This is a genomic window from Bradyrhizobium ivorense (assembly GCF_900696085.1).
GTDB classification, from domain to species: domain Bacteria; phylum Pseudomonadota; class Alphaproteobacteria; order Rhizobiales; family Xanthobacteraceae; genus Bradyrhizobium; species Bradyrhizobium ivorense.
Genome location: NZ_CAADFC020000016.1, coordinates 914,531 through 935,912, shown reverse-complemented (window position 1 = coordinate 935,912; position 21,382 = coordinate 914,531). Strand labels below are relative to the sequence as shown.

At 65.1% G+C, this 21,382-nt stretch carries 21 protein-coding genes; 13 read left to right on the top strand and 8 right to left on the bottom strand.

Annotated features, from left to right (window positions below; genetic code table 11):
- Positions 1-43 precede the first annotated feature (43 nt).
- Positions 44-850 (top strand): SDR family NAD(P)-dependent oxidoreductase, encoded by an 807-nt coding sequence (locus tag CI41S_RS24385; RefSeq protein WP_139861888.1) that lies wholly within the window; start codon positions 44-46, stop codon positions 848-850.
- Positions 851-1,088: 238 nt separating this feature from the next.
- Here CI41S_RS24385 and CI41S_RS24380 read toward each other — a convergent pair whose 3' ends face one another.
- Positions 1,089-2,633 (bottom strand): cation:proton antiporter, encoded by a 1,545-nt coding sequence (locus CI41S_RS24380; protein ID WP_139861887.1) that lies wholly within the window; start codon positions 2,631-2,633, stop codon positions 1,089-1,091.
- A 137-nt stretch (positions 2,634-2,770) separates the two neighbouring features.
- Here CI41S_RS24380 and CI41S_RS24375 point away from each other — a divergent pair, with 137 nt between their 5' ends.
- From CI41S_RS24375 to CI41S_RS24365, 3 genes are all read left to right on the top strand, one after another.
- Positions 2,771-3,541, top strand: coding sequence for a lysozyme inhibitor LprI family protein (locus CI41S_RS24375; RefSeq protein WP_139861886.1), 771 nt, complete (start codon positions 2,771-2,773; stop codon positions 3,539-3,541).
- A gap of 169 nt (positions 3,542-3,710) precedes the next feature.
- Positions 3,711-5,621 carry a propionyl-CoA synthetase gene (locus CI41S_RS24370; protein WP_139861885.1) on the top strand — a complete coding sequence of 637 codons (1,911 nt, stop codon included), beginning with the start codon at positions 3,711-3,713 and terminating at the stop codon, positions 5,619-5,621.
- A gap of 391 nt (positions 5,622-6,012) precedes the next feature.
- Complete coding sequence (locus tag CI41S_RS24365; RefSeq protein WP_172627182.1) at positions 6,013-6,285, top strand: hypothetical protein; 273 nt, start codon at positions 6,013-6,015, stop codon at positions 6,283-6,285.
- 225 nt (positions 6,286-6,510) lie between these two features.
- Here the strand turns inward: CI41S_RS24365 and CI41S_RS24360 are convergent, their stop codons facing one another.
- Complete coding sequence (locus tag CI41S_RS24360; protein ID WP_172628164.1) at positions 6,511-7,209, bottom strand: DUF1013 domain-containing protein; 699 nt, start codon at positions 7,207-7,209, stop codon at positions 6,511-6,513.
- Positions 7,210-7,472: 263 nt separating this feature from the next.
- Here CI41S_RS24360 and ispH point away from each other — a divergent pair, with 263 nt between their 5' ends.
- Genes ispH through rnhA form a run of 3 tightly spaced genes read left to right on the top strand, consistent with a single transcriptional unit; the run spans position 7,473 to position 9,882 of the window.
- Complete coding sequence (ispH, locus tag CI41S_RS24355) at positions 7,473-8,447, top strand: 4-hydroxy-3-methylbut-2-enyl diphosphate reductase (RefSeq protein ID WP_139486936.1); 975 nt, start codon at positions 7,473-7,475, stop codon at positions 8,445-8,447.
- Between the two features lie 5 nt (positions 8,448-8,452).
- Positions 8,453-9,433 (top strand): homoserine kinase, encoded by a 981-nt coding sequence (locus tag CI41S_RS24350; RefSeq protein ID WP_139861883.1) that lies wholly within the window; start codon positions 8,453-8,455, stop codon positions 9,431-9,433.
- Positions 9,421-9,882, top strand: coding sequence for a ribonuclease HI (gene rnhA / locus CI41S_RS24345; RefSeq protein WP_172627184.1), 462 nt, complete (start codon positions 9,421-9,423; stop codon positions 9,880-9,882). Before CI41S_RS24350 ends, rnhA begins: the two co-directional genes overlap by 13 nt.
- A gap of 510 nt (positions 9,883-10,392) precedes the next feature.
- Here rnhA and CI41S_RS24340 read toward each other — a convergent pair.
- From CI41S_RS24340 to CI41S_RS24315, 6 genes are all read right to left on the bottom strand, one after another.
- Positions 10,393-10,878 (bottom strand): peroxiredoxin, encoded by a 486-nt coding sequence (locus tag CI41S_RS24340; protein WP_139480428.1) that lies wholly within the window; start codon positions 10,876-10,878, stop codon positions 10,393-10,395.
- Positions 10,879-10,985: 107 nt separating this feature from the next.
- Positions 10,986-11,546, bottom strand: coding sequence for a DUF924 family protein (locus CI41S_RS24335; protein ID WP_139861882.1), 561 nt, complete (start codon positions 11,544-11,546; stop codon positions 10,986-10,988).
- Between the two features lie 78 nt (positions 11,547-11,624).
- Positions 11,625-13,307 (bottom strand): long-chain fatty acid--CoA ligase, encoded by a 1,683-nt coding sequence (locus CI41S_RS24330; RefSeq protein WP_139861881.1) that lies wholly within the window; start codon positions 13,305-13,307, stop codon positions 11,625-11,627.
- Positions 13,308-13,498: 191 nt separating this feature from the next.
- A complete protein-coding gene (locus tag CI41S_RS24325; RefSeq protein WP_139861880.1) occupies positions 13,499-14,923 on the bottom strand; it encodes a D-alanyl-D-alanine carboxypeptidase family protein in 1,425 nt (474 codons plus the stop codon).
- Between the two features lie 201 nt (positions 14,924-15,124).
- Positions 15,125-16,903 carry a glucan ABC transporter ATP-binding protein/ permease gene (locus tag CI41S_RS24320; protein ID WP_139861879.1) on the bottom strand — a complete coding sequence of 593 codons (1,779 nt, stop codon included), beginning with the start codon at positions 16,901-16,903 and terminating at the stop codon, positions 15,125-15,127.
- A 583-nt stretch (positions 16,904-17,486) separates the two neighbouring features.
- The gene (locus CI41S_RS24315) at positions 17,487-18,533 is read right to left on the bottom strand and encodes an ABC transporter substrate-binding protein (RefSeq protein WP_139861878.1); all 1,047 of its coding nucleotides are present in this window, start codon (positions 18,531-18,533) and stop codon (positions 17,487-17,489) included.
- Positions 18,534-18,558: 25 nt separating this feature from the next.
- On the opposite strand from CI41S_RS24315, the gene CI41S_RS24310 reads away from it, so the two are divergent.
- From CI41S_RS24310 to CI41S_RS45180, 6 genes are all read left to right on the top strand, one after another.
- Positions 18,559-18,750 (top strand): hypothetical protein, encoded by a 192-nt coding sequence (locus CI41S_RS24310; protein ID WP_139861877.1) that lies wholly within the window; start codon positions 18,559-18,561, stop codon positions 18,748-18,750.
- A gap of 59 nt (positions 18,751-18,809) precedes the next feature.
- Complete coding sequence (locus CI41S_RS24305; protein ID WP_139861876.1) at positions 18,810-19,268, top strand: hypothetical protein; 459 nt, start codon at positions 18,810-18,812, stop codon at positions 19,266-19,268.
- Between the two features lie 153 nt (positions 19,269-19,421).
- Complete coding sequence (gene hisE / locus CI41S_RS24300) at positions 19,422-19,817, top strand: phosphoribosyl-ATP diphosphatase (RefSeq protein ID WP_139480436.1); 396 nt, start codon at positions 19,422-19,424, stop codon at positions 19,815-19,817.
- Between the two features lie 64 nt (positions 19,818-19,881).
- Complete coding sequence (locus CI41S_RS24295) at positions 19,882-20,463, top strand: YqaA family protein (RefSeq protein ID WP_139861875.1); 582 nt, start codon at positions 19,882-19,884, stop codon at positions 20,461-20,463.
- Positions 20,464-20,593: 130 nt separating this feature from the next.
- Positions 20,594-20,824 (top strand): hypothetical protein, encoded by a 231-nt coding sequence (locus CI41S_RS45185; RefSeq protein ID WP_347339266.1) that lies wholly within the window; start codon positions 20,594-20,596, stop codon positions 20,822-20,824.
- Between the two features lie 65 nt (positions 20,825-20,889).
- Positions 20,890-21,147 carry a hypothetical protein gene (locus CI41S_RS45180; RefSeq protein ID WP_347339265.1) on the top strand — a complete coding sequence of 86 codons (258 nt, stop codon included), beginning with the start codon at positions 20,890-20,892 and terminating at the stop codon, positions 21,145-21,147.
- The last annotated feature ends 235 nt before the right edge of the window (positions 21,148-21,382 follow it).

Here is a 21,382-nt window from a genome sequence, read left to right as displayed (position 1 = left end):
TGCGCTTCATCCGGGCTACAAGAACAACAGGGAGAAACAACCGATGGATCGGCTCAAGGGCAAGGTTGCGATGGTGGTCGGCGCGGGCTCGATTGGGCCCGGCTGGGGCAATGGCAAGGCGACCGCCGTGACCTTCGCGCGCGAGGGCGCCAGCGTGTTCTGCGTCGATCGCAACGGCGCGGCGGCCGAGGAAACCGTCGGCCTCATCACCGGCGAGGGCGGCAAGGCCGCCGCGTTCACTGCCGACGTCTCGCGCGCCGCCGAGGTCGAGGCGATGGTCGCGGCCTGCCTGAAAACCTATGGCCGCATCGACGTGCTCGACAACAATGTCGGCATCGCCGAGGTCGGCAGCGTGGTCGAGGTCGCGGAGGCCGAATGGGACCGCGTGTTCGCGGTCAATCTCAAGAGCGCCTACCTGTCGATGAAGCACGTCATCCCCGTGATGATCAAGCAGGGCGGCGGCTCGATCATCAACATCTCGTCGATCGCCTCGATCCGCCATGTCGGCATCTCCTATGTCAGCTACAATGCGAGCAAGGCGGCGATGAACCAGATGACGCGCTCGACCGCGGTCGAGTTCGCCTCCAAACACGTTCGCGTCAATGCCATCCTGCCCGGGTTGATGAAGACGCCGATGGTGGCGCATTCGGCGGGTCTGGCGCAGAGCTACGCCAAGGGCGACGTCGAGGCGATGTGGCGCGCCCGCGACGCGCAGGTGCCGATGGGCCACATGGGCGACGCCTGGGACGTCGCCAACGCGGCGCTGTTCCTCGCGTCAGATGAATCGAAGTACGTCACCGGTATCGAGCTCGTGGTCGACGGCGGCATCACCAGCAAGTCGGGCGCATAGGTCCACTGCGTCGCGAGCCATAGCGCTGGCTATTGACCCGTCATCCTGAGGTGCGAGCTCTTGCGAGCCTCGAAGGATGCACGGCCACCAGACGGGCCGTCGACCCTTCGAGGGCCGCTGAAGAAGCGGCCACCTCAGGGTGACGGATCGGACAGCGGTGCTACAAACACAGTGTCGTCCCGGCCTTCGCCGGGACGACGCGTGGAGAGAGTTGCACCGCCCATCTCTAGCGCTCCCATCACGCCTCGGCGCTGAGTTCGGCGCGATCGAGCTCCTCTTCGACCAGATGGAAGGCATCGTCGCCGATCGCTTCGTTATGGCGCAGATTGAGCAGCGCGCGGCGCGCCGCTGCGATGGCGCGGCGGCGCAGCGGGTCGGCCGGCAGTTCGCCCGAGGCGACGCCGCCGTCCGGCTCGTTTTCGGCACGCAGCAGCACGGCGCGGTATTCGAGCCTGAGAATCTCGGCTTCCTCGGAGGGATCGGCATCGATCTCGTCCAGCGCCGCGCGAATGGCGATGCCGCGGGCATGCGCGGCCTCGCGCGCCACCGGGTCGTCGTCATCGAACTTCAGCGCCAGGATCAGCGGCCGCAGCGTCAGGCCCTGGATCACCAGCGAACCCAGCACCACGGCAAACGCCGTGAGCAGGATCAGATCGCGATACGGAAAATACTCGGGCAGCGCGAAGGCGGCCGCCAGCGTGACGATGCCGCGCATCCCGCACCAGGACACGACGATGCTGCGCCGCGACGACGGCACGGCCGCGACCACGTATGACGGAAGCAGGTCGTGCGATTTCAGGACGCGCAGGAACGCGCCATAGGACATCACCCAGGCGATCCGGATGAAGATCACCACGGCGAGGATGATCGCGGCAAAGCTGCAATATTTGAATCGCACCTCGTCGTCGAGCCCGGACCAGATTGGACCCAGCTGCATGCCGATCAGCATGAAGGCGAGCACGTTGAGCACGAACACGACGGTTTCCCACACCGTGTAGGACGAGACGCGCAGCCGCGCCGAGGTGCTGGCCGGCGCGGCGCGGGCGATCGTGATCGCATAGGCGATGATGGTGAGGATGCCGGACAGCCCGACATGCTCGGCGACGATCCACACCATGAAGGTGCCGCCGAACTGCGTGATGATCGCGCTCGGCGCCTCGGTGATGCGGCGCGTGATCATCATCCAGATCTGCGCGAAGATGTAGCCGGCGGCGAGGCTGCCGGCCAGCGCCACCGCGAGCGACGGCACGAATTCGCGCACCTTCATGTGCTCGGCGACGACCAGGCCGACCGCGACGCGATAGATCAAGAGCGCGCTGGCGTCGTTGAGCAGGCTTTCGCCCTCGAGGATCTTCTGGATGCGATATGGCAGCTTGACCTGGCGCAGGATCGCGGTGGCCGCGGCGGCGTCGGGCGGCGCGACGATGGCGCCGAGCGCGATCGCGACCGGCCATGGCATATCGGGGCGCAGCCAGCGCGCGACCACCGCGACCCCCACCGTGGTGATGCCGACCGCGACCACCACCAGCGTCGTGACCGGCAGCCAGTTGTTGCGCAGGTCGCGCAGCGAGGTGTCGAAGGCGGCGTCCAGCAGCACGGGGGCCACGAACAGCGCCAGCGCCAGTTTCGGTTCCAGCGCCCAGGACGGGCCTGAGGGCAGGAAGGCGAGCAGCATGCCGCCGATCGCAAGGAACGTCGGATAGGGCACCTTGAGCCGCCGCGCCAGCGCCGACAGCGCAACGGCCGCGAGCAGCAGTCCGATGATCCATTCGAATGTCAGCAAGCCGAACCCCCGTGCGCCGATCGTCGCAATTGACGTATAATCCAGCGTGTGGTTTTGCGGCAATTGCTACGCGGTCCGGATGGCGGGCTGCCTGGCGGGTTCAGGCGCGGGACAGGGACGCCTCGTCGGCGATCGTGATGCGACGCAATTCTGCAAATTGGACGCGGTCGCTGCTCGGCGTCTGCCTGTCATGCATGCTGTTCGCCGATCTCGCGCGTGCGACCAGCAGCGAGCCCGGCAAGGACGTGGAGGCCGATCCCGGCCGCTGTGTCGCTGCGGCCGCGGCAGGCGATGACGACAAGACCATCGAGGTCTGCGGTTCCCTGATCGACAACGAGAAGGCGGAGCGGACCGATCGCGCAAGGGCGCTGCTGGCGCGCGCTGCGGCCTATGATCGCAAGCAGATGATCGATCGCGCAATCACGGACTACGATATTGCGCTCAGGTTCGATCCGTCGCTCACCGACGCCTACAATGCGCGCGGCGAGCTCTGGCGCAGGAAGGGCGACCGGCGCAGGGCGATCATGGATTTCGGCGCCGCGGTCAAGCTCGATCCCAACCATGCGGCGGCCAAGGCCAACTACAAATCGCTGTCGCTGGAGCTGGAGCGGATCGGCGCGATGATGGCGGTGGCCGGCAAGCCGAGCTTCGATTGCCGCAAGGCGCGCCGGCCGGTGGAGAAGGCGATCTGCGCCAATCCCGAGCTCGCCGACCTCGACCGCGAGGTCAACGCCTCCAACGTCCGGGCGATCCGCGAAGCGCAAAACCCGCGCCAGGCGCGCGAGCTGCAGCGCGAGCAGGACCAGTTCATCGCCCGCCGCAATGCCGAATTCGGCAAGCCGGGCTACGACCTGCAGAAGGCGATGCGCGAGCGGCTGCAGCAGATCAACGGGGTGGACGGATACTAGAGCATGATCCGGACCCAAAGGGCCGCGTTAGCGCAAAGTGCGAAGCGATTTTCCGAAATGATCATGCTCAGGGCTGTGGCAACGGCGGCGGTGATTTCGGCTTGAAACGCCGCCGCTTCCCGTGACAATGGTCGATCAACGACGCGCGACCAGCGCGAGGGAGAACGCCATGACGATCCTGCAAACGGGCCGGTATCATGAGGTGCATGCCCGCTCGCTCCGGGACCCCGAGGGGTTTTGGGCGGAAGCGGCGCGCGAGATCGACTGGATCGAGCCGGCGAAGCAGATCTTCGATCCAGCGGTGGGGACCTACGGCCGCTGGTTCAGCGGCGCCGTGGTCAACACCTGCTACAACGCGCTGGATCGTCACGTCGCCGGCGGCCGCGCCGGCCAGGTTGCGCTGCTGCACGATTCGACGCTGACCAACACCATCACCAAATTCACCTATGCCGAGCTCCTGAAAGAGGTGCAGGCGCTCGCTGCCGTGATGCAGGATTTCGGCGTGGCCAAGGGCGATCGCGTTATCCTCTATATGCCGATGGTGCCGGAGGCCGTGGTCGCGATGCTGGCTTGCGCGCGGATCGGCGCGGTGCACAGCGTGGTGTTCGGCGGCTTTGCGGCCAAGGAGCTGGCGAGCCGGATCGACGACGCCAAGCCAAAACTGATCTTCTCGGCGAGTTGCGGGCTCGAGCCCGGCCGCATCGTGCAATACAAGCCGCTGCTCGACGAGGCGATCCGGCTTGCCGGCGCGAAGCCCGAGGCCTGCATCATCCTGCAGCGGCCGCAGCACGGCTGCGAGCTCACCGCGGGCCGCGACCATGACTGGGCGACGTTGCGCCGCACCGCCCTCGACGCCGGCAAGGCCGCACCCTGCGTGCCGGTGCTGGCGACCGATCCGCTCTACATCCTCTACACGTCCGGCACCACGGGCGTTCCGAAGGGCGTGGTGCGCGACAATGGCGGGCATCTCGTTGCGCTGAAATGGTCGATGTACAACCTCTATGGCGTCAAGCCGGGCGAGGTCTGGTGGTGCGGCTCCGACATCGGCTGGGTGGTCGGCCACAGCTACATCGTCTACGGCCCGCTGATCCATGGCGCGACCTCGATCATGTATGAGGGCAAGCCGGTCGGCACGCCCGACGCCGGCGCGTTCTGGCGCGTGATAAGCGAGCACAGAGCGGTGGCGCTGTTCACCGCGCCGACCGCGTTCCGCGCCATCAAGAAGGAAGACCCCGAGGGCAGACTGATCCGCAAGTACGATCTGTCGAGCTTCCGCACGCTGTTCCTTGCCGGCGAGCGCGCCGATCCGCCGACGGTGGAATGGGCGGAGCAGCAGCTCAAGGTGCCCGTGATCGATCACTGGTGGCAGACCGAGACCGGCTGGTGCATCGCCGGCAATCCGGTCGGCCTCGGCATGCTGCCGGTCAAGCATGGCTCGCCGACGGTGCCGATGCCGGGCTACCAGGTCGACGTGGTGGACGAAGCGGCAAAGCCGGTGCCGGCGGGCACCATGGGCTCGATCGTGATCAAGCTGCCGATGCCGCCGGCCTGCCTGCCGACGCTGTGGCAGCAGGACGATCGCTTCAAGGAGGCCTACCTGTCGGAATTCCCCGGCTACTACAAGACCTCGGACGCCGGCTACCGCGACCAGGACGGCTATGTCTGGGTGATGGGCCGCACCGACGACATCATCAATGTCGCGGGACATCGGCTCTCCACCGGCGGCATGGAGGAGATTCTTGCCTCGCATCCCGACGTCGCCGAATGCGCCGTGCTCGGCATCAAGGACAACATCAAGGGCGAGGTGCCCTGCGGTTTCCTGGTGCTGAAGGCGGGCGTCAGCAAGAGCCCCGACGATGTCGAGAAGGAGGTGGTGGCGCTGGTCCGCGACAAGCTCGGCCCGGTCGCCGCCTTCAAGCTCGCGATCACGGTGGCGCGGTTGCCGAAAACCCGCTCCGGCAAAATCCTGCGCGGCACCATCAAGAAGATCGCCGACGGCGAGCCCTGGACCATGCCGGCGACGATCGAGGATCCGAAGGTGCTGGATGAGATCGGCGATGCGCTGAAGGGGAAGGTGTGATCGTCATTGCGAGGAGTGAAGCGACGCCTTCGCGCGCTTCGCTTGCAATGAAAGTTCAATCGAGGGAGCACGTCGTGTGGCCACCCCTCTCCCTAACCCTCCCCCGCAAGGGGGGAGGGAACCCGTCCACCGGTGCGTCCCTCACGTTGGGCAGTGCTCGACGTCATCTGTCACGAGTGAGGTGAGCACGCTGGTCAGGCTCCCTCCCCCCTTGCGGGGGAGGGTTGGGGAGAGGGGGGAGCCCCGGGCGAGGTCCTCGATTGAGCGCACCATCGTGCAACTCCTGACCGCCCCACCGAAACCCATCCGGAAGCAAAACGGCCTTGATTTTGATGGATTGCCGGGTCATTTCCGGCCTCACGTCATATCGCCACCAGATACGGACCACCGGATGCGATCCTTTTCCGCACGCGTACCCTTCGCATTGCTGCTCGCGCTGCCGCTGCTCACCGGCTGCCTCGAGCGCGGCAACTCGCCGGTCGCGGCTAGCATGGGCGATGACGATCAGTACTGCCAGGCCAATGGCAAGGTTGCGGTCGGCACGCCCGAATATGTCGCCTGCCGCAAGGACCGCGACGTGCAGCGCCAGAACGCCGAAGCCCGCTACGACCGCCGGCAGCGCGATCTCGGCGAATACATGCTGAACAATCCGAACCGGCCTTGAGGCGCGCGACGGCTGCTCGCTTCACATGCCCGGCGTCATACCCGCGAAAGCTGGGTATCCAGTACGCCGCGGCCTCTCGATGAAACTGCAAAGCCTCTGGAATACTGGATCACCCGCTTTCGCGGGTGATGACAGTTGAGATTGTGGTGCGCACGCACGCCCCAAACAAAAACGCGGCAGGTTACCCTGCCGCGTTGCGCATTCCATGCGGAGAAGCGGCTGCGCTTACTCTTCGTCCTCGTCGATCTTCTTGCCGCCGATCGTCTTCAGCTTGGCGAACACGGCGTCGACATTGAGATCGTCGTGCTTCTCGATCGGCTGATCGTCGAGCTCGTCCTTGCGCGTGGTCTCGGAGGCCGGCAGCAGCGTGGCGCCGCCATAGACGGTCGCGGCGGGCTTCTCCTTGGCGGCGCGCTGCACCTCGAAGTCGAGCTCGATCTGCGAGCACAGGCCGAGCGTCACCGGGTCCATCGGCGTCAGGGTCGAGGCGTTCCAGTGGGTGCGGTCGCGCACGCTCGCGATCGTGGTCTTGGTGGTGCCGACGAGGCGCATGATCTGGGCGTCCTTCAACTCGGGGTGGTTGCGCACCAGCCAGAGGATCGCGCTCGGCCGCTCATGGCGGCGCGACACCGGGGTGTAGCGCGGGCCCTTCTTCTTGGCCGAAGTCGGCAGCACCACCTTGCTCTCCTGCAGCTTGAGCCGGTAGTTCTGGTCGCGCTCGCCCCGCTCGATCTCCTCGCGGGTCAGCTGGCCGTTGGAGATGGGGTCCATGCCCTTGATGCCCTGGGCGGCGTCACCGTCGGCGATGGCGCGGACCTCCAGGGGGTGCATTTTGGTAAAATCGGCCACCTGATCGAACGTCAGGGCGGTATTGTCGACCAACCACACGGCAGTCGCCTTCGGCATCAGCGGTGCGTTGCTCATGGCAAATCTCCTTTGTGCTTCGCCCACCTCTGTCGAGGCGAAGCTGGTAGTCATCGGCGATGACGGGAATTATAGGCCCTATATAAGCCCTCAGGGGGGAATGGCGCAATGGGCCAGCAAAATCGCCTTGACAGCGCCCGAAAGCAGTCCCAAGTCCTTAGTCAAATTGGCCGTTCCCCGCCCAGCCGGCGAGGGGTGATTCGGTCCCGAGATTGCTCCGAGACAGCCCCAAGACACCCCAAGACAGGCCTGAAGACAGCCCCATGTCAGCGAAAAAACCCGACCTGAGAATCGTGCTTTGTTCCCCGCGTGGCTTCTGCGCCGGGGTGGTCCGCGCCATCGACACGGTGGAACGGGCGCTCACCATCTACGGCGCCCCGGTCTATGTCCGGCACGAGATCGTCCACAACAAGTACGTGGTGGACAGCCTGAAGACCAAGGGCGCCATTTTCGTCGAGGAATTGGCTGAAATCCCCGACGATACCAACGCGCCGGTGGTGTTTTCGGCCCATGGGGTGCCGAAATCGGTTCCGGCCGAGGCCAAGTCCCGCAACTTCTTCTCGCTGGACGCGACCTGCCCGCTGGTGACCAAGGTGCACCGCGAGGCGGCGATCCATTTCAAGCGCGGCCGCGAGATCTTCCTGATCGGGCATTCCCATCATCCTGAGGTGGTCGGCACGCTGGGCCAGCTTCCGGTCGGCGCCGTGACCCTGATCGAGACCGCCGAGGACGCCAAGACGATCGCGCCGAAGGATCCCAACAACCTCGCCTTCGTGACCCAGACCACGCTGTCGATCGACGACACCGCCGAGATCGTGGCGCTGCTCAAGGAGCGCTTCCCGAACATCAACGGGCCGCACAAGGAAGACATCTGCTACGCCACCACCAACCGCCAGCTCGCGGTGAAGAAGGTGGCGCCGGTGGTCGATGCGCTGATCGTGGTCGGCGCGCCGAACTCGTCGAACTCGCAGCGCCTGCGCGAGGTCGCCGAACGCGAGGGCTGCCCGATTGCGGTGCTGGCGCAGCGCGCCAGCGACATCGACTGGGCGCGGTTCGAGGGCATCAAGAGCCTCGGCATCACCGCGGGCGCCTCGGCGCCGGAGGTGATCGTCGAGGAGATCATGGGCGCCTTCGCCGAGCGCTTCGAACTCCACGTGGAGACGGTCTCGGCCGCGGAGGAGAACGAGTTCTTCCCGCTGCCGCGCTCGCTGCGGCCTGACGCTGCCGCGGCGGAATAGACCATATGGCGGTCTACACCGACGTTGCCGCCGAAGACCTCGCGGAATTCCTGGAGAGTTACGACATCGGCGAATTGCTTTCCTACAAAGGCATCGCCGAGGGCGTCGAGAATTCGAACTTCCTGCTGCACACCAGCCAGGGCGCCTACATCCTCACGCTTTACGAGAAGCGCGTGGCGGAGGGCGACCTGCCGTATTTCCTGTCGCTGATGGGCCATCTCGCTGAACGCGGGGTCTCGTGCCCGCAGCCGGCGCGCAATCGCAAGGGCGAGGTCTTTAGCCGGCTGGCCGGGCGGCCGGCCGCGATCATCAATTTCCTCGAAGGCATGTGGCCGCGGCGGCCGAACGTGACGCATTGTTCGGGTGTCGGCGAGGCGCTCGCCAAAATGCATCTGGCCGGGCAGGATTTTCCGATGGTGCGGCAAAATCCGCTGTCAGTGTCCGGCTGGCGGCCGCTGTTCGAGCTTGCCGCCGCGCGGGCCGACAGCGTGCAGGCCGGCCTCTCCGACTTCATCGCGCGCGAGCTCGATCATCTCGAGGCGAACTGGCCCGATGATCTGCCGGTCGGCGTCATCCACGCCGATCTGTTTCCCGACAACGTCTTCTTCCTCGGCGACAAGCTGTCCGGCCTGATCGACTTCCCGTTCGCCTGCAACGACATCCTGGCCTACGACGTCGCGATCTGCCTTAACGCCTGGTGCTTCGAGGTGGATCATTCCTTCAACGTCACCAAGGCGCGCGCGCTGCTCAATGCCTATCGCCGCGCCCGGCCGCTGTCAGCCGCGGAGGAGGCGGCGCTGCCGCTGCTCGCGCGCGGCGCTGCGATGCGCTTTTTGCTGACGCGGCTGGTCGACTTCCTCAACGTGCCGGAAGGCGCGCTGGTGCAGCCGAAGGACCCGCTGGAATATGTCCGCAAGCTGCGTTTCCAGCAGAATGTCGCTGCGATCAGCGACTACGGCATCACGCCGGCAGGATGCGCGGCGTGAGCGAGAAGCCGCATGTCACGGTGTTCACCGATGGTGCCTGCTCCGGAAATCCGGGGCCGGGCGGCTGGGGTGCGATCCTCCGCTTCGGCGAGGTCGAGAAGGAATTGAAGGGCGGCGAGCCGCACACCACCAACAACCGCATGGAGCTAATGGCGGCGATCTCGGCGCTGGAAGCCCTGAAAAAACCCTGCGTGGTCGACCTCACCACCGACAGCCAGTATGTCCGTCAGGGCATCACCGGCTGGATCCACGGCTGGAAGCGCAACGGCTGGCGCACCGCCGACAAGAAGCCGGTCAAGAATGTCGAGCTGTGGCAGCGTTTGGATGCCGCGCTGAAGCCGCACGAGGTGCGCTGGCACTGGATCAAGGGCCACGCCGGCCACGCCGAGAACGAGCGCGCCGACCTCCTCGCCCGCGAGGGCGTGGCGATGGCAAGGTTGAAGGCGTAGGGATCGTACCCTCTCCCCTTGTGGGAGAGGGTGGCTTCGCAAAGCGAAGCCGGGTGAGGGGTCTGTCTCCGCGGAAAGAGACCCCTCATCCGTCGCGGACTGCGTCCGCGCCACCTTCTCCCACAAGGGGAGAAGGGAAGAAGCGTAGGATGGGTAGAGCGAAGCGAAACCCATCATCCCGATGCGCGGCGGGAAGTTGATGGGTTTCGCTGCGCTCTACCCATCCTACGAGCTATCCATCCGAACGAGCGGCGTTGGCCAACCGCAACTGTCATCGCCCGGCTCGACCGGGCGATCCAGTATTCCAGAGGCAGCGGTGATTGAGCCGAGAGGCCGCGGCGTACTGGATCGCCCGGTCCATGGGCGCAATTGCGCCCAGGCCGGGCGATGACAGTGTTTCCTGAGGAGCTATCTCAACTCGTCATTGCGAGCGAAGCGAAGCAATCCATCTCTCCGCTCGCTGCGGCATGGATTGCTTCGTCGCTTCGCTCCTCGCAATGACGGTGAGGCTCAGAGCTGGCCGAGCAGCGTGTCGCCGCCGGAGACCTCGACCTTGCCCGGGGCGGGCTCGAGGTTGAGCTTCTTGACCTCGCCGTTCTCGACCAGCATCGAGTAGCGCTTGGAGCGGATGCCGAGGCCGTTGGCGGAGGCGTCGAGCTCCATGCCGATCGCCTTGGCGAACTCGGCGTTGCCGTCGGCGAGGAAGATGGCTTCGTCGCGCTGGTCGGTGTCGCGCTTCCAGGCGTTCATCACGAAGGCGTCGTTGACCGAGACGATCGCGATGGTGTCGACGCCCTTGTTCTTCATGGCATAGGCGTTGAGGAAGATGCTCGGCAGATGCATCTTGTGGCAGGTCCCGGTGTAGGCGCCGGGCACGGCGAACAGGGCGACCTTCTTGCCCTTGAAAATGTCGTCGGTGGTTTTGACCTGCGGTCCTTCGGCGGTCATCACCCGAAACTTGGCTTCCGGCAGCTTGTCGCCAACCTTGATCGTCATCGTCGTTCTCCCTCGCTGAAGCGGACCTGTCTTAGACCCGGCGCGCGGACGGCACAATATGGCGTAGCGGGGGAACGGCAATGCCGAGGGGCGTCACTGTTCCGTCATCAGCCGGAAAACCCGCCGCTGTCGAGAAAAGCCTGCTCGTCCGGCGTCGTTTGGCGGCCCAGCACGCGGTTACGGTGCGGGAAGCGGCCGAACCGGCGGATGATGTCGGCGTGGTCCTCGGCGTATTTCAGGTTTTGCGGATGGCCGCCGCCGTATTCGCTGAACAGCGCGACGCAGCGCTGCTGGTCGGCGAGATGCTCCGAATGCATGAAGGGCAGATAGAGGAATTCGCGCAGCAGCGGGTCGACCCGCGCATCGACGCCGCGGTCGATGGCGCGGCCGGCCACCTCGCGCGCCAGCGCATCGCTGGAGAACGTTTTGGGGTCGTCGCGGAACATGTTGCGGGGAAACTGGTCGAGCACGATGGTCAGCGCCAGCGCGCCGTCGTCGCTCGCCTCCCATGACGACAGCTCGCCGGCCGCCGCTTTCTGCCACGTCGCGAGGAAGCGACCGCTGATCTCGGCATCGAACGCGTCGTTGCGCTTGTACCAGCCGTCACGGCCGACCCCGCGCCAGAAGGCGAGGATGTCGGCCGGCGTCGCAATGCCCGCGTCAGTCATACTGCACTGCCGACCTGCTCGGCTCTTGTTTGAGCATGATCTATTCGGAAAACCGCTTCACACTTTTCCGGATCATGCTCAGGCCGCGGCCTTCTTCTCGTCGCGCAATTCGCGACGCAGGATCTTGCCGACATTGGTCTTCGGCAGGTCGGTCCTGAACTCGATCTGCTTCGGCACCTTGTAGGCGGTGAGCTGGGTGGCGCTGAACTTGATGATGTCCTCGGCGGTGAGGTTCGGGTCCTTCCTGACCACGAACGCCTTCACCGCCTCGCCGGACTTGGCGTCGGGCACGCCGATCACGGCGCATTCCAGCACGCCCGGATGGCTCGCGATCACTTCCTCGATCTCGTTCGGATAGACGTTGAAGCCGGAGACCAGGATCATGTCCTTCTTGCGGTCGACGATCTTGGTATAGCCCTTCTCGTCCATCACCCCGATGTCGCCGGTCCGGAAATAGCCGTCCGCCGTCATCACGCGCGCGGTCTCGTCCGGCCTGTTCCAGTAGCCGACCATCACCTGCGGACCCTTGGCGCAGATTTCGCCGGCTTCGCCGAGCGGCAATTCATTGCCGTCGTCGTCGCGGATCGAGAGCCAGGTCGACGGCACGGGCAGGCCGATCGTCCCGGAGAACTCCGTGATGGTCGCGGGATTGCACGTCAGGGTCGGCGAGGTCTCCGACAGGCCGTAGCCTTCCGACAGCGAAACGCCGGTGACCTTCAGCCATTTCTCCGCGACCGGCCGTTGCGTCGCCATGCCGCCGCCATTGGCGATCTTCAGCTTGGAGAAGTCGAGCTTGTCGAAGCCGGGCGTGTTCAACAGGGCATTGTAGAGCGTGTTGACCGCCGGAAAGAAGCTGACCTGGTACTTCGCCAGTTCCTTGACGAAGCCGGGCATGTCGCGCGGGTTCGGAATCAGGAGATTGGTGCCGCCACACCGCATGCCCAGCAGATAGCACGCGGTCAGCGCAAAGACGTGATAGAGCGGCAGCGCGCAGACGATGACCATCTGTTCGACGATCGGCGGCTTCGCCAGCGCCGGCTGCAGCCAGGCATCGTTCTGCAGCACGTTGGCCAGGATGTTGCGATGGAGCAGGGTCGCGCCCTTGGACACGCCGGTGGTGCCGCCGGTATATTGCAGGAAGGCAACGTCATCGAGCGTGAGCTGCGGCTTGTTCAGCTTCAGGCCGCGGCCGGCCGACAGCGCCTCATTGAAGCCGACGGCGCCAGGGATCGACCAGGCCGGCACCATCTTCTTCACCCGGCGCACGACGAGGTTGACGATCACGCCCTTGAGGCCGAGCAGGTCGCCCATGCTGCCGACGATGACATGCTTGACCGCGGCGTTCGGCAGCACCTTCTGCACGGTGGTGGCGAAATTCTCCAACACGATGATCGCTTCGGCGCCGGAATCCTTCAGCTGATGCTCGAGCTCGCGCGGGGTGTAGAGTGGATTGACGTTGACGACGGCATAGCCGGCGCGCAGCACGGCGGCGGTCGCAACCGCATATTGCAGCACGTTCGGCATCATCAGCGCGACCCGCGCGCCCCTCTGCAGGCCCTTGCTCTGCAGATAGGCGCCGAGCGCCGCCGACATCTCGTCGAGCTCGCGATAGGTGATCGACTTGTCCATGCAGATGAACGCCTTGCGGTCGGCGTACTTGCGAAAGCTCTCCTCCAGCAACTCGACCAGCGACGAATACTGCGCGAGGTCGATATCGGCGGGTACGCCGGCCGGATAGTGTTTGAGCCAGATGCGCTCCATGGTCCTTCCCCTCTCCAAACTCTGCCCGAAGTCCCGGATTGCTTCCGGTTTGTCCGGTCCTTGTCCGGTCCTTTGGCCGCCCTTGGCTGGCCTCGGCCGCGTTATTTCGGGCAGTATTGAGCAATGCGGCGGCCAATGGCAAGCCGCTGCGCGCTATCGACGCATTGGACTGGGGAGAGTGGAGGGCTCGGCTAGCTCGCCGGCTTGGCGTCGCTCTTCGGCTTGCCGGCCGCCTTCGGCTTTGCGGCGGGTTTTGCCGCCGCCGGCTTCTCGGGTTTGGCGGCGGCCGCCGGTTTGTTGGCCAGCGGCTTCGCAACCGCGGCATCCGGCTTGGCGGCGGCGTGGCGCGCCGGCTTGGCCGCAGCCTTGCCGTCGGACTTCGCATCGCCCTTGAGATCGCCCTTGGTTTCAGCGTCCGGCTTGTTGATCTTGATGACGACCCGGGTGCGCTTGCCGTGCTTGACCGGCTGCATCTTCTCGCTGTCGGCCGCGGCGGCTGCGATCAGCGCGGCGCCAGTCTTGGTCGGACCGGTATAGACGATCACCGGCTCCGATGCCGCCGCCGGCAGCGCCAGCAATTCCGACGGCTTCGGCATGGCCGCCTGCAGGCCCGCGGCGAAGAAGTTCATGTTGGTCTCGCCACCGCCGGCGCTCCCGGCGCTGGCCACGGTGTCTTCCTGATCCTCGTCGCTGGCGGGCCGCTTGTGCTTGCCGCCGCACATCTCCTCGCGCAGGTTCGGCGGCGAGGCATCGATCGGGACGAGATTGTCGACCGTGCCGAGCGAGGGCTTCAGCCACGCCAGCCCGTTATTGGTAAAGCCGCGATCCAAAAGCTGCGCGGCGCGGATCGCGCGCATGCGGCCGGAGGAAGCGCCGAGCACGACCGCGATCAGCCGCTTGCCGTCACGCGTTGCCGAGGCCACCAGATTGTAGCCCGAGGCGCAGATGAAGCCGGTCTTGAAGCCGTCGGCGCCGGGATAGCGGCCGATCAGCTTGTTGAAGTTCGCTGTGACGCGGCGGCCGAAGCGGATCGAGGGGATGTGGACGAAGTATTCGTATTCCGGCAGGTCGCGGATGATGGCGCGGGCGAGGATCGCCATGTCGCGCGCCGAGGTGATCTGGCCATCGGCGGGCAGGCCGTTCGGGTTGACGTAGCTCGTTTGCGTCATGCCGAGCTTTTGCGCGGTCTGGTTCATCATCCCGGCAAAGCCGTCGACCGAGCCGCCGATGCCTTCAGCCAGCACCACGGCCATGTCGTTAGCCGACTTCACCAGCATCATCTTCAGCGCGTTGTCGACGGTGACCTGGGTGCCGGGCCGGAAGCCCATCTTCGAGGGCGATTGCGACGCCGCGGTCGGCGACACCGTGATCAGCGTGTCGAGCGAGACGCGGCCCTGCTTTACCGCCGCCAGCGTCACATAGGCCGTCATCAGCTTGCTGAGCGAGGCCGGATACCACGGCATCGTCGCATTGTCGGCCTGTAGCACCTTGCCGCTGTCGGCTTCGATCACCAGCAGCGCCTCGGCCGCAGCCATGCGCGGCGCCACGACGGCAAGCATCGTGACGGCGAGTATCCATTTCAATGACGGGCGCAGCAGCGGGCGAAGCAAATGCACGAATCCGGTTCCGGTCCTTTGAGACCCGCCTTCAACAAGGAGGTCTTTGCGAATGTGACGTCGGGTTTCAAGCGTGTCCGGGGCCGCTTTGCGGCAATGCAAACCCTATACCGGGTTGCAATTCGAGAACAGAGGCCACCGAACTAAATCGTGGACGAAATCGGCTGAATTTCGGCAGCCGCCTCAATTGGAAAGCGGCAACTATGGCGCCTCGATCTCGGCGCGTGCCTGCTCCTGGACCATGTACTGGGCGCGCGCGAGATCGGCAAAACGCCCGCCTTTTGCCACCAGTTCATCGAAAGTTCCGCTTTCGATCACCCGTCCCTGCTCGAACATCAGGATCCGTGTGGCGTGGCGGATGGTGGAGAGGCGGTGCGCGATCACGAAGGTGGTGCGACCCTTCATCACTTCATCGAGAGCGGCGTTAACTTTCGCCTCGGTGACGGCGTCGAGCGCGCTGGTCGCCTCGTCCAGGATCAGGATCGGCGGGTCCTTCAGCAAGGCGCGCGCGATCGACAGCCGCTGGCGTTCGCCGCCCGAGAGCATGCGGCCGCGTTCGCCGGCGTGGGTGTCGAACTTCTTGTCGCTGCGCTCGATGAAATCCAACGCCTGCGCGCGGCTGGCTGCGGTACGCAGTTCCTCATCGGTTGCATCGGGCTTGCCGACCCGCAGGTTCTCGGCGATCGAGCGGTTGAACAGCAGCGCTTCCTGGAACACGACGCCGATATTCCGCCGCAGCCCGGTCAGCTTCAGCGCGCGGATATCCATACCGTCGATTTTGATGATGCCGGATTGCGGATCGAAGGCGCGATGCAGCAGCGCGATCGCTGTGGACTTGCCGGCGCCGGTCGAGCCGACCAGCGCGATGGTCTGGCCCGGCAGCGCGGTGAATGAGAGATCCTCGACCGCCGGCCGCTTGCCGTCATAGGAGAACGAGACGTCGTTGAATTCGACGAGGCCGGACAGCCGCCCGGGATCGACCGCGCCGGGCCGGTCGCGCACCGCCGGCACCGCGTCGAGCACATCGAAGAATTCCTGCAGGCGCGGCGCTTCCATGAACACGTTGTTGATGAAGCTCACCACCTGTTCGAGCTTCTGGATCAGCATGGTCGCGAACGAGACGAACATCACGATCTCGCCGACCGTCGTGAGATTCTCATTATGCAGCGCGATGCCGACGGTGAAGATCGCCAGCACCGTGATCGTGGTCGAGGCCCGGGTGATCACGGTGACCAGCGCCCACCACGACAGCACCGGCATCTGCACCGCGAGCAGCTTGTCGGCGACGAAGCGCAGGCCCTGCACCTCGGAATCGATCCGCACGAAGCTTTGCACCAGCGCGACGTTGCCGAGCGCGTCGGAGGCGCGCGCCGAGAGATCGCTGTAGAACGCCTCGACCTCGCTCTGCATGCCGTAGGTCTTGCGCACCACCAGCGTGGTCAGCACCGTGAACACGACGCAGAGCACGAACAACAGGATCGCCAGCCGCCAGTTGATGTAGAGCGCGAGCGGCAGCAGCACGACCAGCGACATGATCGCGGCAAAATGCTCGCGGAAGAAGCCGAGCCAGAGCCGCCACAGCGCGTCGGTGCCGTTCAGCATCACCTTCATCAAGCGTCCGGAATGGGTGCCGGAATGGAAGGTCAGCGGCAGCTGCAGGATGTGCTCGAAATAATCGGTCAGCACCGCCTGGCGCTGGCGATGCGCCAGCCGGTCGGCCTGCAGCGCGACGACGGCGCTGCAGCCGATCGTGAACAGGCCGAACGCCGCCCAGGCGATCAGCAGCGGCCACGCCGAGTTTGTGGCGAACCATCCGGTGACCGGGCGCCCCGACAGCACGTCGACGATCTTGCCGAACAGCACCGGCTCGGCGAATTGCGCGCCGGCGAGCAGCAGATTGGCGCCCGCAAGAATCCAGCCGAGCCGCGCCTCCTTGCCGAGCAGCTCGAGAACGCGTGTATAGAGGCGAAGCATGGACATGCCGGCGGGACTCGCAAAACGATGGACGCCCGTTCAGGCGGGATGCAATCTAATCAGGGTTGGCGGTGAAGGGCCAGCGTGGATCGCGCGTCATCCTCAGCGTGACAGTGTTGATTTGCTCAGCTTGCTCGGTGTCATCGCCCGGCTTGACCGGGTGATCCAGTATTCCAGAGACGCCGGTGATAGAAGCGAGAGGCCGCGGCGTACTGGATCGCCCGGTCCATGTGCGCAATTGCGCACAGGCCGGGCGATGACAGCGGTGGGTGAGGACAAAGCTTCACCCCTCTCAGGGTGATGGTGTTGGTTTGCTCAGCTTGCTCGGTGTCATCACCCGGCTTGACCGGGTGATCCAGTATTCCAGAGACGCCGGTGGTAGAAGCGAGAGGCCGCGGCGTACTGGGTCGCCCGGTCGAGCCGGGCGACTACAACAGTAGACGAGGACAAAGCCTCACATCCTCTCAGGGTGACGGGGTTAGCAGCGTAGTTCTCTCCCCGCGTCGTCCTGGCTAGGACGACACCGGATGTTTGGCGCCGCTCGTCGGTCATGCATTCACATGCTCTCAGTTCACCAGCCGGCCGTCTCTCAATTCACCAGCCGGCCGTCGATCGGTGGCAAATATTGTTCGTCAAAGATGTCGGTGGGATGCGGCCGCTTCTGGAACTTGCCGTCCTCCGCGAGCTGGTCGAGCGCGCGCTCGAACCGCGCCGGATCGAGGCTGCCGAGGCCGTCGCGCTTGACCTCGCTGGTGAGGATGTTGTCGCGGATGATCGCGCGCAGCCGCTCGAGCTCGAGATCGCGCGACCCGCCGTCCATCCGGCTCGCGACCTCGGCCGCGGCGCGCGCCGGGTCCTTGATCGCAAGGTTGGTGCCGCCGATCACCGCGCGGATGAAGCCCTTGACGGCCTCGGGCCGCGTCGCGGCGAGGCGCGGGCTGACGATCACGGCAAAGCCATAGGCCTCGCAGCCATACTCGGCAAAGCGCAGCACCGCGAGATCGTCGGCGGGGACGCCGCGGTCGCGCAGATTGATCGCGGACAGATAGGAGAAGCCGGTGACGGCGTCGACCTGGCCGGCGGACAGCATCGGCTCGCGCACTGCGGCGCTGATCGTGCTCTGCTTCACGCTCGCAAGCTTGATGCCGTTCTGCTTCGCAATCGCGGGCCACAGCCGGATCGACAGGTCGCCGTCGGCAACGCCAAGACTCTTGTCGTGGATGTCCGGCAGCGTCCTGATGCCGCGGCTCTTGCGGGCGATGATCGCGTAAGGCGCCTGGTTGAACAGCACGAACACCGCCTTCACCGGCGGGGCGCCCGGCTTGTCGTGAAACCGGATCAGCGAGTTGATGTCGGCCAGGGCGAACTCGCTGGCGCCGTCGGCGACGCGCGCGATCGCGTCCGCCGAGTTGGTTGCGACGTTGGTCGTGACCGCAAGCCCCTCGGCGCTGAACAGGCCGCCGATGCTGGCCATCACGAACGGGGCCGCGGCGGCATCAAGCGGGCGGTCGAGGGTGAACTGGATGGCGAGCGGCTGCGGCGGATCGCTCGCGGCGCGCGCCGGCCACACGCCTCCCGAAAGGCCGATCGCAGCGGCCAGCATCAAGCGGAGAACGGTGGTCCGAGTTACCTGCATCATGACATCCGGGAGGCGAGACAAAGTGCCGCGCCGGCTGCGCCTGCTTCATGACAAGGAATGCGCCAAGGAATCCCTCAAGGCAAATGTCAATTTCAAGCGTCGATTGCAGGCATTCTGCCCCAGCCAAGGTGAATGCCCGATGACCGCGCCGATCATTGCCATGATTTTGCCCGGGGTTGTTCAGCTTGCATTCGGTTTGCGGAACCTAATGTAGAGGCTGTGGTTAGCTCATCCGAGGCCCCTTCGGGCCGGCTCCCACAAAGGAAGACTGCAATGTTTGCGCGAAAGGGTGTTTTTTCGTCCATTGGCCGCGCAGCCACCCTGGCTACGGTTGCCGCGGTGGCGTTGACGGCCGTTGAGCCGACGATGGCGTTCGCAGGCTCCGCTTCCGCGGGCAAGGCTACCACCGTGACCACGTCGCACGGCACCAGCGGCGCGACCGATATCAGCGCACGCCGCCGTTATTATCGTGGCGGTGGCGGTGCGGCCGCTGCGGCCGCCTTCGCCGGTATCGTCGGCACCGGTCTTGCGATCGCCGCGGCCCAGAGCCGCCGCGATTATTATGACTCCTATGGCTATGGTTACGGCCCCGGCTATTACGGCGGCGGACCCGTCTATTATGGTGGACCGGCCTATTACGGCGGCGGACCATATTACGGCGGCTATGGCTATTACGGCGGCTATCGCACTTATGGCGGGCCCCGTTCAGGGCTGTCCTACGTGCCGTACTGAGGCACCAGGCGGTTCTTTAAGGCGGTTCTCGCAGACGGTTCTTGCAACTGTCACACAAGGTCGAAGTCCACCGGCCGTCGGGCCGGTGGATTTTTTTGTTGCGGTACGCGGCGTTAACACGCTGGCGACGCCTTTGAACTAGGCTCGTAAGTCATGAGTGATTCGATCGGACGGCTTTATCGGGCGGTGAGCGCGGCCAGGGATCTCGATCCGGCCGCCTCGCGCACGGCACGGCTGTTCCAGCGCGGCCCGGCCAAGATGGCCAAGAAGCTCGCCGAAGAAGCCATCGAGGTCGTGATCGATGCGCTGAGCGGCAAGCCGGATGCCGTGGTCCGCGAGAGCGCCGACCTGCTCTACAACCTCATTGTCCTCTGGGCGCAGGCCGGTGTGAAGCCGGAGGACGTCTGGCGCGAGATGGAACGGCGCGAGCGCCTGCTCGGGATCGCCGAGAAGCTGCCGAAGGGGCCGGTGCCCAAGAACGCGCCTGTTCCGGTGGTTCGGCGTCGAATTGTCGCTCTGGAAAGCCGCCTGCGCAAACGGCAGCCGTAAATCAACCTAAAATCCGCTCATTCCCGGCATGGACAAATCCGCTCCATGATGGTTCATCGCGCCCATGCTGAAACGGATTTACGATTGGTGCATCGACGCTGCGGACAAGCCCTACGCGCTTTGGATTCTCGCCGCCGTCGCCTTCGCTGAAAGCTCCTTCTTCCCGATCCCGCCCGACATCATGCTGCTGCCGATGTCGCTGGCGCGGCCGCAGCGGGCCTGGTGGTTCGCGATGGTCTGCACCATCGCGTCCGTCGCCGGCGGCGTGGTCGGCTATGCGATCGGCGCGCTGCTCTACGATTCACTCGGCCAATGGCTGATCCATCTCTACGGCCTGTCCGACAAGGTCGACGCGTTCCGCGCCGGCTACAATGAATGGGGCGCGGTGATCATCCTGGTGAAGGGGCTGACGCCGATCCCCTACAAGCTCGTGACCATCACCTCGGGCTTTGCCGGCTACAACATCTGGCTGTTCATCCTGTGCTCGATCGTGGCGCGCGGCGGCCGCTTCTTCTTCGTCGCGGTGCTGCTCAACCGCTACGGCGATGTGATCCGCAAGGAGCTGGAGAAGCGGCTCGGCTTCTGGGTCGCGATCGGCGCCATCGTGCTGGTGCTCGGCTTTGTCGTCGCATTCAAGCTGATCTAGCTTCGCGCGGCGTTGGCGCCGGTTCGCGTGGAGCAAGTGCGTCAAACTGGAGATAGAGCTCCGGTTCTGATGCAAAGGTCTAGCCTCGCGCGGCTTTGCCGGTGATCGGCTTCGGGTTACGCTGGCCGCGATGGCTGAAGGAATCGACGACCTGCTCAATCCCGCACGGCTGACTTGCGGCAAGGCGCGTGTGGCGATGGCGGGGCTTGCGCTGTCGATGGCGCTGACTGCGATCGACCGAGGTTGGACCCAGACGGCGCCGCCGGCGCTCGGCCTGCAGTCGCTGGCGCAACAGGTTGCGCCCGAGCCGCAGCAGATCGAGCTGCCGCCCGCGCCGGTCGAGCGTGAGAATCCCGGCTGATCAACGAAATCGGAAAGCTGTTCAAGAGGTCGGCGCTGCCGCCGCTGAAGAGTCCCACCGAGACCATGAACGACCTGTCGAACATCGCGCGGCCGTCGTCGATGGTGACGGGTCGCGCGGCTTGCGTGGTGTCGGCGAACGGCGCGCCGGATTGCAAGATCGGCGCCGATCGGCTGTGCCAGACCAAGGGCTTCAGGGAAGGCAAGAGCATCGACATCAACACCACGGAGAAGTGCTCGCCGCTGGTCTATCTGCCCGGCTACAAACGCGGCCCCAATGATTGCAAGACCGAAAATTTCGTGACGCGGGCGGTGTGCCAATAGAGCATGATCCGGACCCGGAGGGCCGCGTTAGCGCAAAGTGGGGACCGGTTTTCCGATAAGATCATGCTCAAAACAAAGCTTCGTCTGGGATGCCAGACGCCTGAGAAAAATGCCGCGTTTGGATGATGTTTTGTCATCCTTTTTTGCAGCGCGCAAACGCAAGACTTGACAGTGGAAAGATTGCCTTGTTGGTATGACGGCCAGCATCTGAGATCAACGACCAACCGAGGATCCG